Genomic DNA, 11,609 nt, shown 5'->3' on the forward strand with positions numbered 1-11,609 from the left:
AAGGGCGTTTCTGAAACGGTAGGCTTCGCAGCATAAATTTATCATTGAAGCGACCGTTTCAGTTCTGCATTATTTATTCTTGCGGATTACCCAATTTTCCGGCACAAGAACTTACCTTTTATGACGCCATCAAAAAAGCGCCCTTTCGAAACCGCAGACATAAAATTTTGATGGATGCGTTCAGGAACGCCAAGGTACTGATAAGTCCCTTGTTCACGAAATTGTATCTCCAGCATACGATTTTCAGGATCATAACCAATCGACAGAATTCTGGAGGATGTAACAGGTTGTCGCTGCAATAGCAGATCCTCATTTGGACGGCGTTGAGTATTAGGGTGATCGTAGAGCAGATTTAGCATGATAACTTTGTCGAGGATCATTATCACTGTTTATACCCGTTATACTTTAAACTGCATGTGTATTGGTTGCTAAGTTCCATTCAACGCATTGATTTATAGTTATTTATTTTTCTCTTTCGGTTGCAGCCTTCCTGCAACTCGAATTTTAGGGTATAGCCCCCACACCCATGCCACATTCTCATTACTTATTGCATCTTATTCTTTACTGACGTCCGGGGATAGATAAACCATCATTAAGGTCGTGGGCGATAGTGTTTGTCATTATATTGAGTAGTGATAATATGAATTTACTTTGTGATACTGACTGCGTTACAAAGCGAACTGTGTACACAGTTGCGTACCAATATAACAAACGTGGGTTAAATTGATAATGCAACTTTTTGAAATTAAACAATAATTACGTCTTGCATGTGATCTGTCGTGTGGGTCACCACTGTAGATAAGGAATTAGAATGCCCGTTATTACCCTTCCTGACGGTAGTCAACGTCATTACGATCACGCCGTTTCTGCTCTTGATGTGGCTCTGGATATCGGCCCTGGTCTGGCAAAAGCCTGCATAGCGGGGCGCGTCAATGGTGAGCTGGTGGACGCCAGTGACCTGATTGAATCAGATGCTCAACTGGCTATTATTACCACCAAAGATGCGGAAGGTTTGGAGATTCTCCGCCATTCATGCGCGCATTTATTGGGACATGCCATCAAGCAACTTTGGCCTGATACCAAAATGGCCATCGGCCCGGTTATCGACAACGGCTTCTATTACGATGTTGATATCGACCGTACTTTGACGCAGGAAGATTTGGATCTGCTGGACCAGCGGATGCATGAACTCGCCGATAAAGATTACGATGTCATCAAGAAGAAAGTCAGTTGGCAAGAAGCGCGTGATGTTTTTGCTGCTCGTGGTGAAGATTATAAAGTGGCGATCCTCGATGAGAATATCAGCCATGATGATCGCCCAGGTTTATATCACCATGAAGAATACGTTGATATGTGTCGTGGCCCACATGTGCCCAATATGCGTTTCTGCCATCACTTTAAATTGCAGAAAACTTCTGGTGCTTACTGGCGTGGCGACAGCAAAAATAAGATGCTGCAACGTATTTATGGCACGGCGTGGGGTGATAAGAAGCAACTGAATGCTTATTTGCAACGTCTGGAAGAAGCGGCCAAACGCGACCATCGTAAGATTGGTAAGCAACTAGACCTTTATCACATGCAGGAAGAAGCACCGGGTATGGTGTTCTGGCACAATGACGGCTGGACCATTTTCCGTGAACTAGAAACTTTTGTGCGCATGAAGCTCAAAGAGTACCAGTATCAGGAAGTGAAAGGGCCGTTCATGATGGATCGCGTACTGTGGGAAAAAACCGGACATTGGGAAAACTATGCTGAGCATATGTTCACCACGTCGTCGGAAAACCGCGAGTATTGCATCAAGCCAATGAACTGCCCAGGGCATGTACAGATTTTCAACCAAGGGTTGAAGTCTTACCGTGATTTGCCATTACGCATGGCCGAGTTTGGTAGCTGCCATCGTAATGAGCCATCGGGCGCGCTGCACGGGCTGATGCGCGTGCGTGGTTTTACTCAGGACGATGCCCACATCTTCTGTACTGAAGAGCAGGTGCGCGATGAAGTGAATAGCTGTATTAAGATGGTGTACGACATGTACAGCACCTTTGGTTTCGAAAAGATTGTGGTCAAGCTATCCACTCGCCCTGAAAAGCGCATTGGCAGTGATGATTTGTGGACGCGCGCTGAAGATGATTTAGCCGCTGCGTTGACTGAAAATGGTATTCCGTTTGATTATCAGCCGGGTGAAGGGGCTTTCTATGGCCCGAAAATTGAATTTACCTTGCATGATTGTTTGGATCGTGCGTGGCAGTGTGGTACCGTACAACTCGATTTCTCATTACCGGGCCGCTTAAGTGCGTCTTACATCGGCGAAAACAACGATCGCCAGGTGCCGGTAATGATTCACCGGGCTATTTTGGGTTCAATGGAGCGCTTCATCGGTATTTTAACCGAAGAATATGCAGGCTTCTTCCCAACATGGTTAGCTCCGGTACAAGTCGTGGTGATGAATATCACCGATAGTCAGTCTGATTATGTCCAGCAAGTGACCAAAAAACTGCAAGATGCAGGAATTAGGGCAAAAGCGGACTTGAGAAATGAGAAGATTGGCTTTAAAATTCGTGAACATACGTTGCGTCGAGTTCCCTATATGTTGGTCTGTGGCGATAAAGAGGTCGAATCAGGCAAGATTGCCGTTCGTACCCGCCGTGGTAAAGACTTGGGAAGTCTGGACGTCAACGTGGTCGTAGACAAGCTGCTAACAGAAATTCGCAGCCGTAGTCTTCATCAACTGGAGGAATAAAGTATTAAAGGCGGAAAACGAGTTCAACCGGCGCGTCCTAATCGCATCAACAAAGAGATTCGCGCCACAGAAGTTCGCTTAACAGGCGTCGATGGTGAACAGATTGGTATTGTCAGTCTGAATGAAGCTCTTGAAAAAGCTGAGGAAGCTGGTGTTGATTTAGTAGAAATCAGTCCGAATGCCGAGCCGCCGGTTTGCCGTATTATGGATTACGGCAAATTCCTCTATGAGAAGAGCAAGTCGACAAAAGAACAGAAGAAGAAGCAAAAAGTCATACAGGTCAAGGAAATTAAATTCCGTCCTGGTACCGATGATGGCGACTATCAGGTCAAACTACGCAACCTGATTCGCTTTCTGGAAGATGGCGATAAAGCCAAAATCACCCTGCGATTCCGTGGGCGTGAAATGGCGCACCAACAGATCGGCATGGAAGTCCTTAACCGTGTCAAAAAAGATCTGACTGAAGATTCTGATTTGGCCGTCGTGGAGTCTTTCCCGACTCGTATCGAAGGTCGTCAGATGATCATGGTGCTCGCACCTAAGAAGAGACAGTAAGGCACTCAAGTAGCAGGCTCCTCTCTGTTTGCAGAGTCAGAGTCTGTTCGCCTAACTAGCTCGTTGTAATTAACAATGCGAAGTGGATATATTCAATGCCAAAAATCAAGACAGTACGCGGCGCCGCTAAACGCTTCAAAAAGACCGGTTCCGGTGGTTTTAAGCGTAAGCATGCTAACCTGCGTCATATTCTGACCAAAAAAGCTACTAAGCGTAAACGTCATTTACGTCCAAAAGGCATGGTATCTAAGAACGATCTAGGTTTGGTCGTAGCATGTCTGCCGTACGCATAAGCAACTTTTGGTTTGAATTAAGGCGATAGGAGAAGTAAATGGCTCGCGTAAAACGTGGTGTGGTAGCTCGTGCACGTCACAAAAAAATATTAAAGCAAGCGAAAGGTTACTACGGTGCCCGTTCGCGCGTTTATCGTGTTGCTTTCCAGGCAGTGATCAAGGCAGGCCAATACGCCTACCGTGACCGCCGTCAACGGAAGCGTCAATTCCGCCAACTGTGGATTGCACGTATCAACGCAGCTGCTCGTCAGAATGACATGTCTTACAGCAAATTCATTAATGGCCTGAAAAAGGCTTCTATTGAAATTGACCGTAAGATCTTGGCTGATATCGCAGTATTCGATAAAGTGGCATTCTCTGCACTGGTCGAAAAAGCGAAAGCAGCTCTGGCGTAAGTCAGAATTGAAGAGGGAGCTTGTCTCCCTCTTTTAATTTTTATCTTATTGGTCTAAAGGTCTTTGCTATGACACATACAGTTACTTTTCGCTTCTCTTTTTACTTTAGCGCCTGATTTAAGGAGGCTTGAGCGTAAGAATAGAAACGAAAAATAACGCCTAAGCCTCCCATTGTGGAGGCTTTTTTGTTTTTGCTCTACAGCATTTATGATGGCTAGAGTAAGGGTGTCGCGGATGTGGTACCTTATTGATTTTGTATGAAAAATTTATTTTATTTATCGGATTTTAACTAATTACATGTATCCTAAATAATTCGAGTTGCAGGAAGGTGGCAATTGAGCGAATCCCCCGGAGCTTACTCAAGTAAGTGACTGGGGTGAACGAAAGCAGCCAACGCACATGCGGCTTGAAGTATGACGGATATAACTATAAGCGGGCCATACGGCCAGAGGAAGAGAAAACAATGCCACATCTCGCAGAGCTGGTTGCCAATGCTAAAGCAGCCATAGAAGATGCCCAAGATGTCGCCGCGTTGGATTTGGTACGCGTCGAATACCTGGGCAAAAAAGGCCATTTGACCCTTCAGATGACATCATTGCGTGAGCTGCCAGCTGATGAGCGTCCAGCAGCCGGTGCCGTTATTAATCAGGCCAAACAAGACGTACAAGAAGCACTCAATGCTCGTAAGGATAAGCTGGAATCCGCCGTCTTGAATGCCCGATTAGCGGCTGAAACTATTGATGTCTCATTACCCGGGCGTCGTATGGAGAATGGGGGGTTACATCCGGTCACGCGTACGATTGACCGCATTGAGACTTTCTTTGGTGAATTGGGCTTTTCTGTTGAATCTGGCCCAGAAATCGAAGACGACTATCATAACTTTGATGCATTGAATATTCCGGCTCATCACCCCGCGCGTGCTGACCATGATACTTTCTGGTTTGATGCGACCCGGCTGCTGCGCACGCAGACCTCGGGCGTGCAAATTCGCACCATGAAAACCCAGCAGCCACCTATTCGAATTATCGTGCCGGGCCGTGTGTATCGTAATGATTACGACCAAACGCACACTCCAATGTTCCATCAAATGGAAGGGCTGATTGTTGACCGTGATATCAGCTTCACCAATTTGAAAGGCACCTTGCATGACTTCTTGCGTAATTTCTTCGAAGAAGATTTGCAAATTCGTTTCCGCCCTTCCTATTTTCCGTTTACCGAACCGTCCGCTGAAGTGGATGTGATGGGTAAAAATGGTAAATGGCTTGAAGTGCTTGGTTGCGGCATGGTGCATCCAAATGTATTGCGAAACGTCGGTATTGATCCTGATATTTATTCAGGTTTTGCATTCGGTATGGGGATGGAACGCTTAACTATGTTGCGTTACGGCGTCACCGATTTGCGGGCATTCTTCGAAAATGATCTGCGTTTCCTCAAACAGTTTAAGTAAGGCGGGAATATCTCATGAAATTCAGTGAACTTTGGTTACGCGAATGGGTAAACCCAGCCATTAGTAGTGATGACCTGGCCCATCAAATCACTATGGCCGGTTTAGAAGTTGATGGTGTAGATGCGGTTGCGGGCGAATTCAATGGTGTCGTTGTCGGTCATGTTGTCGAATGTGGCCAACATCCCAACGCCGATAAACTGCGGGTGACCAAAATTGATGTAGGCGGTGACCGCTTATTGGATATCGTGTGTGGTGCACCGAACTGTCGTCAGGGCTTGAAAGTCGCTGTTGCGACTGTTGGTGCTGTGCTGCCGGGCGATTTCAAAATCAAAGCTGCTAAACTGCGTGGTGAACCATCAGAAGGGATGCTGTGCTCTTTCTCTGAGCTGGCTATTTCAGAAGATAGTGACGGTATTATTGAACTGCCTGCTGATGCGCCTATTGGTGTCGATCTGCGTGAATATCTGCATCTGGACGATAAAACCATTGAAATCAGTGTGACACCAAACCGTGCCGATTGCTTGGGCATTATTGGTGTCGCGCGCGATGTGGCGGTAGTGAACCAGTTGGTGCTGACTGAACCGGATATAAGCCCGGTGGCAGCCACAATCAAGGACACCTTCCCCATCCGCGTTGACGCCCCACAGGCCTGCCCACGTTATTTGGGCCGGGTTGTCAAAGGCATTAACATTAAGGCATCCACGCCACTGTGGATGCGTGAGAAACTGCGTCGTTGTGGTATCCGTTCGATTGATCCGGTTGTTGACGTGACTAACTTCGTACTGCTGGAGTTGGGGCAACCAATGCATGCGTTTGATCTTGATCGCATCGATGGCGAAATCATTGTGCGAATGGCAGCCGAAGCGGAAGAACTGACACTGCTGGATGGCACCAACGCTAAATTGAGCGCCGATACACTGGTGATTGCCGACAAACAGCGAGCACTGGCAATGGCCGGTATTTTTGGCGGTGAACATTCTGGCGTAAATGAAGAAACGCAGAATGTATTGCTGGAGTGCGCCTTCTTCAACCCACTGTCTATAACTGGCCGCGCCCGCCGTCAGGGGTTGCATACCGATGCGTCACATCGCTATGAGCGTGGTGTTGATCCGGCGTTGCAGCACAAAGCCATTGAGCGCGCAACACGTCTGCTAATTGATATCTGTGGTGGTGAAGCGGGGCCGGTAATTGACGTGACCGCGGCCGCAGAATTACCAAAATGCGCCACCATCACGCTACACCGTGAGAAATTGGATCGGTTGATTGGTCATCATGTCCCTTCACCGCAGGTGAGTGACATTCTGCGCCGGCTCGGTTGTCAGGTGACTGAACTCGGTTCTGATTGGCGGGCAGTAGCGCCAAGCTGGCGTTTCGATATGGAAATCGAAGAAGATCTGGTGGAAGAAGTTGCCCGCATCTACGGTTATAACAATATCCCGGATGTGCCTATCAAAGCTGATTTGGTGATGACCAAACATCGCGAAGCTGATTTATCATTGAAGCGTGTAAAAACCGCTTTAGTCGATCGCGGCTATCAGGAAGCAATTACTTACAGTTTTGTTGACCCGAAAGTACAAGCACTTCTGCACCCACAGCAAGACGCATTAATTTTGCCAAGCCCTATCTCGATTGAGATGTCTGCGATGCGCTTATCATTGTTGACAGGTTTACTGTCAGCAGTGGTTTATAACCAGAATCGCCAGCAATCTCGCTTGCGTTTATTTGAAAGTGGGTTACGCTTTGTACCTGATAGTACAGCAGATCTCGGGGTTAGACAGGATGTAATGCTAGCCGGTGTCATTGCTGGCCACCGTTTTGAAGAGCATTGGGATCTGGCGCGTCAGCCAATCGACTTCTATGATTTGAAAGGTGATCTGGAAGCAATTCTGGAACTTACCGGCAAATTATCTGATGTTCAGTTCCGTGCACAAGCACATCCTGCACTGCATCCAGGGCAGAGTGCGGCAATTTATTTAGCAGGGGAACACATTGGTTTCATTGGTGTAGTTCATCCTGAGTTGGAACGTAAGCTGAGTCTAAATGGTCGAACTGTGGTGTTTGAAGTGCAGTGGAACAAGCTCGCAGACCGCGCTGTGCCTCAGGCCAGCGAGATTTCACGCTTCCCAGCAAACCGTCGTGACATCGCCGTTGTGGTGGCCGAAAACGTCCCCGCAGAAGATATTTTGGCGGAGTGTAAGAAAGTTGGCGCAAATCAGGTAGTTGGCGTAAACTTGTTTGATGTGTACCGTGGCAAGGGCGTAGCAGAAGGTTATAAGAGTCTGGCTATTAGTCTGGTGTTGCAGGATACCGCCCGTACACTGGAAGAAGAGGAGATCGCCGCGACCGTCGCAAGATGTGTAGAGGCGTTAAAACAGCGATTCCAAGCATCCTTGAGGGATTGAACCTATGGCGCTTACTAAAGCTGAAATGTCAGAACATCTGTTTGAAAAGCTAGGGCTTAGCAAACGAGATGCCAAAGATCTGGTGGAGTTATTCTTTGAAGAGGTACGTCGTGCTTTAGAGAATGGCGAACAGGTCAAACTGTCTGGCTTTGGCAATTTTGATCTGCGAGACAAGAACCAACGTCCGGGCCGTAATCCGAAGACGGGTGAGGACATTCCTATTACGGCGCGCCGTGTGGTGACTTTCCGTCCAGGACAAAAGCTAAAAAGCCGGGTAGAGACGGCCACTCCCAAAGAGTGAGTACTATCCAAAACAAAAGGCCGCGCAAGCGGCCTTTTTCTTGTCTGTAATTAATTGAAATATGATAACTTTGTTTTCACGACACTTGGCTATTGACCACAACTTAAGGTCTTGCCGCGCTTTTCCCATACTCTAGTCGTGAGTGCGCGTTGGCCGCGTCAAGAAAAACCCCACATTGCGGGGTTTATACCCTTGGCTGTCTCTTATCGTCCAATTTCAGTTAACCGTATTTTCGGGCAAACTCTTCATCGGAATTGCAAAGATAAATAATAAATTCAATGAAGGCGATAATTGATGGAATGAATGTCCAGCAGAAAATGAGATATAAGAATCCCTGTCCAATCTTACCCAAATAAAATTTGTGCGCGCCGAATCCACCCAGAAAAAACGCCAGAAGAGCCGCAACCATACGATTTCTCTCACCCGTGACTTTTTGAGTTGCACCGCAACTTGGGCAAGCTCTTGCCGATTCATGTATTTCTTTACCGCACCCACGGCAAAAAACCATGTTTGACATAATGTGTAATCCTTCTAAATTTCAAAGACCGCAATAATCAGCGCACTGAATTTGCTGAGAGGTTTCAGCAAGGCACATCATTGTGTGACCTCACAAGTTGTACTGATTTTATTTCATTTTTAATATGCTAACTTTAGCACAGTGGTTTTAACACTTAACTGATTGTAATGATTAATAGGTTAGCAATCCATTAGAAGAAATCCTGAATCAAACAAAAAAGTCTGCCTGCGACAGATTAATTGGCATGGTTGAGTGGTAGAACGCTAAACCAAGCGGGTCGTCGCCCCAATAAAATATGCATTTTCAATGCAAAACTTCCCCTGATCGCCTTAACCCCTTACTATCTGTGCCTGCGATGGGGATTAAAGCCGCCATGTTTATCTGTCAGGCCAAGTGACGCCTGAGGTCTTGACCGAGGATGTAATGCAGACAAGTCAGTTATTTACCGCACTTCAGCAACATCAACAACACCGTGATCATCGCTATCTTGGCGGTTTGGCTGCCATGCTATTCATGGCGTTGGTGATCAGTCTGTGTGCAGGCGATGTCTGGCTTTGGCCAATGCAATGGTTCAGCGAGCAGGGGAAGTTATTCGTATGGCAACTGCGTTTGCCAAGGGCAATGGCTGTGATTATGGTTGGTGCCAGCCTTGCCGTCTCTGGTGCCGTGATGCAGGCATTGTTTGAGAACCCATTAGCAGAACCCGGCTTATTAGGGGTGGCGAATGGCGCGGGGGTCGCGCTGGTTATGGCGGTATTGTTGGGGCATGGATTGCTGCCGGTGTGGTTTTTAAGTGCCTGCGCCATTGCGGGGGCATTATTCATGACCTTTTTACTGCTCAGTTTTGCTCGCCGCCGTATGCTCACCAATGCCCGTTTACTCTTGGTCGGTGTCGCTTTAGGTATTGTCTGTAGTGCTATTATGACGTGGGCGGTTTATTTCAGCACCAGCCTGGATTTGCGGCAATTGATGTATTGGATGATGGGGGGATTTAGCGGTGTTGACTGGCGGCAGCAAGGAATGGTGTTTGTGTTGCTACCGGTCGTTGTATGGCTTTGTTGTCAGGGGCGGGCGCTTAATTTCATGTCATTAGGTGAACAGCAAGCCAGGCAACTGGGAATATCACTTCATCTATGGCGTAACCTATTAGTGCTGGCTATTGGTTTGCTGGTTGGAATCAGTGTGGCGTTGGCTGGGGTGATCAGTTTTATTGGTCTGGTTATCCCCCATATACTGCGATTAACCGGTTTAACCGATCAACGCCGCTTATTAGCCGGTTGCGCTTTGGCGGGGGGGGGAGTATTGCTATTGGCCGATGTTGTGGCACGGATTGCCCTCTTTTCAGCCGAGTTACCGATTGGTGTGGTTACCGCGACATTAGGTGCGCCGCTGTTTATTTGGTTGCTGACTCGGGTGAAAAGTGTAGAGTGATCCGTCTTATCGCTATCAATATCTTTGTGATTTCACCTGTTTACATTCGCTGAATAAGAGGCTCTCCTGATGAGTAATCCAATTTATGCTATCCCGCTGCAATCCATTGATCATCAATCTGTTCTACTGGATAAGTATAAAGGCTCGGTATTGCTGGTGGTGAATGTGGCTTCTCAATGTGGCCTGACCAAGCAGTATGAAGGGCTGGAAAAACTGTATAAAACCTATCAGCAGCAGGGTTTTGAAGTATTAGGCTTCCCAAGCAATGAATTTGCTGGCCAAGAGCCGGGCAGTGATGAGGAAATTCACGCATTCTGCCGTGGAACGTTTGGGGTGGAATTCCCTATGTTTAGCAAAATCGAGGTCAATGGTTCCCAGCGTCATCCTTTATATAAGCACTTGATTGCGGCTAAATCTGTTGCAGTAAAACCGGAAGGAAGTGAGTTTTACCAACGCTTGGCGAGTAAAGGCCGTGAACCAAAACAGCAGGGTGATATTCTGTGGAATTTTGAAAAGTTCTTAATTAGCCGTGATGGCGTGGTGCTCGACCGTTTCGCTCCAGACATGACGCCAGAAGATCCTATTTTAATTAAGGCAATTAATCAGGCTGTGGCTCGCCATTAGTTTACCGACGAAGAGCTTAATTCGATGCTATTGCAACTTAGTAATATCAGTATAGAAAATCGTCTTGCGCCGTTCTCATCGCAGGTGGCGGCTGGGTTGCAAATTCATTTAATCGGGCCGAATGGCGCGGGGAAAAGTACACTACTAATGGCGCTGGCGGGATTGTTACCCGCCGATGGGGATATTTTGTTGGCAGGTAATCCCATGCCATATTATTCAGGCCGCGAATTAGCCAGGCAGCGTGCTTATTTATGCCAACAGCAGCCTGCGTTAACGATGATGCCGGTATTCCAATACCTTTCTCTGCACCAACCTGAGGGTGCGACGGCCGAAGCTGTCGCGTCGGCGATTGGCTATTTGTGTAAGAAACTCCGTCTGACAGATAAGTTGCCACAATTACTATCACACCTTTCAGGGGGAGAATGGCAGCGTGTCAGGCTTGCCGCCATATTTTTACAAGTTTGGCCTGATATTAATCCTGACAGTAAACTGTTACTGCTCGATGAACCCTATACGGGGTTGGATGTGGCGCAGAAAGTGGCTTTAGATGGTTTGCTAAGTGAGTTCTGCCGGGCCGGGCGCAGTGCGATAATCAGTGCTCATGACCTTAACCATACCTTGCAACATGCTTCTCAGGTGTGGTTGATGTCGCAAGGGGCTGTGCTGGCGCAGGGAGAGACTCAACAAGTCATGCAGGCCAATCGGCTTTCCCGCGTATTTGAGGTTGATTTTCAGATACATAGCTTTAATCAGCAACATTGGATCATCACAAAAAGCGCCTAACGCCGACATTATTCGCATAACTCATCAGTCGTGGTTGGTATTTTATATCGGTATCCGTTAGCGTAATACACTATTTTAGCCATTTCCTTTACGTTCAAAAGATAATAGCCCACCTATTCTG

Annotated in this window: 12 protein-coding genes and 1 other annotated feature; of the genes, 10 read left to right on the forward strand and 2 right to left on the reverse strand. The window is 47.3% G+C overall.

Translation table 11 applies throughout. The features are described 5' to 3' along the window. Nucleotides 1–86: 86 nt before the first annotated feature. Nucleotides 87–299, reverse strand: a complete 213-nt coding sequence (locus AT01_RS01200) for a KTSC domain-containing protein (protein WP_042548444.1) — start codon at nucleotides 297–299, stop codon at nucleotides 87–89. 512 nt (nucleotides 300–811) lie between these two features. Between AT01_RS01200 and thrS the strand changes: the two genes are divergently transcribed. The 7 genes from thrS (at nucleotide 812) to ihfA (ending at nucleotide 8,133) form a co-directional block, all read left to right on the forward strand. Then, nucleotides 812–2,740: a threonine--tRNA ligase gene (thrS, locus tag AT01_RS01205; protein WP_042545752.1), complete on the forward strand. Its 1,929-nt coding sequence runs from the start codon at nucleotides 812–814 to the stop codon at nucleotides 2,738–2,740. Between the two features lie 3 nt (nucleotides 2,741–2,743). Next, the gene (infC, locus tag AT01_RS20375) at nucleotides 2,744–3,295 is read left to right on the forward strand and encodes a translation initiation factor IF-3 (protein ID WP_011816226.1); all 552 of its coding nucleotides are present in this window, start codon (nucleotides 2,744–2,746) and stop codon (nucleotides 3,293–3,295) included. A 95-nt stretch (nucleotides 3,296–3,390) separates the two neighbouring features. Beyond that, a complete protein-coding gene (rpmI, locus tag AT01_RS01215) occupies nucleotides 3,391–3,588 on the forward strand; it encodes a 50S ribosomal protein L35 (protein ID WP_042545753.1) in 198 nt (65 codons plus the stop codon). Between the two features lie 38 nt (nucleotides 3,589–3,626). Beyond that, nucleotides 3,627–3,983 (forward strand): 50S ribosomal protein L20, encoded by a 357-nt coding sequence (rplT, locus tag AT01_RS01220; RefSeq protein WP_004393357.1) that lies wholly within the window; start codon nucleotides 3,627–3,629, stop codon nucleotides 3,981–3,983. A gap of 67 nt (nucleotides 3,984–4,050) precedes the next feature. Next, nucleotides 4,051–4,173: a sequence feature (Phe leader region), on the forward strand. A 273-nt stretch (nucleotides 4,174–4,446) separates the two neighbouring features. Next, nucleotides 4,447–5,430, forward strand: a complete 984-nt coding sequence (pheS, locus tag AT01_RS01225) for a phenylalanine--tRNA ligase subunit alpha (protein WP_042545754.1) — start codon at nucleotides 4,447–4,449, stop codon at nucleotides 5,428–5,430. Nucleotides 5,431–5,444: 14 nt separating this feature from the next. Then, nucleotides 5,445–7,832, forward strand: a complete 2,388-nt coding sequence (pheT, locus tag AT01_RS01230; RefSeq protein ID WP_042545755.1) for a phenylalanine--tRNA ligase subunit beta — start codon at nucleotides 5,445–5,447, stop codon at nucleotides 7,830–7,832. A gap of 4 nt (nucleotides 7,833–7,836) precedes the next feature. Beyond that, nucleotides 7,837–8,133, forward strand: a complete 297-nt coding sequence (ihfA, locus tag AT01_RS01235) for an integration host factor subunit alpha (protein WP_004700314.1) — start codon at nucleotides 7,837–7,839, stop codon at nucleotides 8,131–8,133. A gap of 220 nt (nucleotides 8,134–8,353) precedes the next feature. Here the strand turns inward: ihfA and AT01_RS01240 are convergent, their stop codons facing one another. After that, nucleotides 8,354–8,650: a TM2 domain-containing protein gene (locus AT01_RS01240; protein WP_025378414.1), complete on the reverse strand. Its 297-nt coding sequence runs from the start codon at nucleotides 8,648–8,650 to the stop codon at nucleotides 8,354–8,356. Between the two features lie 423 nt (nucleotides 8,651–9,073). Here AT01_RS01240 and btuC point away from each other — a divergent pair, with 423 nt between their 5' ends. The 3 genes from btuC to btuD all read left to right on the forward strand — a co-directional run bounded on the left by btuC (nucleotide 9,074) and on the right by btuD (nucleotide 11,488). Further along, on the forward strand, nucleotides 9,074–10,081 hold the full coding sequence (gene btuC, locus AT01_RS01245) for a vitamin B12 ABC transporter permease BtuC (RefSeq protein ID WP_042545756.1): 1,008 nt from the start codon (nucleotides 9,074–9,076) through the stop codon (nucleotides 10,079–10,081). Between the two features lie 69 nt (nucleotides 10,082–10,150). After that, nucleotides 10,151–10,705 carry a glutathione peroxidase gene (locus AT01_RS01250; RefSeq protein ID WP_042545757.1) on the forward strand — a complete coding sequence of 185 codons (555 nt, stop codon included), beginning with the start codon at nucleotides 10,151–10,153 and terminating at the stop codon, nucleotides 10,703–10,705. 24 nt (nucleotides 10,706–10,729) lie between these two features. Next, nucleotides 10,730–11,488: a vitamin B12 ABC transporter ATP-binding protein BtuD gene (gene btuD, locus AT01_RS01255; RefSeq protein WP_042545758.1), complete on the forward strand. Its 759-nt coding sequence runs from the start codon at nucleotides 10,730–10,732 to the stop codon at nucleotides 11,486–11,488. The last annotated feature ends 121 nt before the right edge of the window (nucleotides 11,489–11,609 follow it).

The sequence above is a fragment of the Yersinia aldovae 670-83 genome, from assembly GCF_000834395.1.
GTDB lineage: Bacteria > Pseudomonadota > Gammaproteobacteria > Enterobacterales > Enterobacteriaceae > Yersinia > Yersinia aldovae.

Bases quoted from the DNA above. Each gene is read 5' to 3' on its own strand.
- rplT (WP_004393357.1), top strand. From the start codon at position 3,627: ATGGCTCGCGTAAAACGTGGTGTGGTAGCTCGTGCACGTCACAAAAAA.
- pheT (WP_042545755.1), top strand. From the start codon at position 5,445: ATGAAATTCAGTGAACTTTGGTTACGCGAATGGGTAAACCCAGCCATT.
- pheS (WP_042545754.1), top strand. From the start codon at position 4,447: ATGCCACATCTCGCAGAGCTGGTTGCCAATGCTAAAGCAGCCATAGAA.
- btuC (WP_042545756.1), top strand. From the start codon at position 9,074: ATGCAGACAAGTCAGTTATTTACCGCACTTCAGCAACATCAACAACAC.
- thrS (WP_042545752.1), top strand. From the start codon at position 812: ATGCCCGTTATTACCCTTCCTGACGGTAGTCAACGTCATTACGATCAC.
- AT01_RS01250 (WP_042545757.1), top strand. From the start codon at position 10,151: ATGAGTAATCCAATTTATGCTATCCCGCTGCAATCCATTGATCATCAA.
- rpmI (WP_042545753.1), top strand. From the start codon at position 3,391: ATGCCAAAAATCAAGACAGTACGCGGCGCCGCTAAACGCTTCAAAAAG.
- btuD (WP_042545758.1), top strand. From the start codon at position 10,730: ATGCTATTGCAACTTAGTAATATCAGTATAGAAAATCGTCTTGCGCCG.
- AT01_RS01240 (WP_025378414.1), bottom strand. From the start codon at position 8,650: ATGTCAAACATGGTTTTTTGCCGTGGGTGCGGTAAAGAAATACATGAA.
- ihfA (WP_004700314.1), top strand. From the start codon at position 7,837: ATGGCGCTTACTAAAGCTGAAATGTCAGAACATCTGTTTGAAAAGCTA.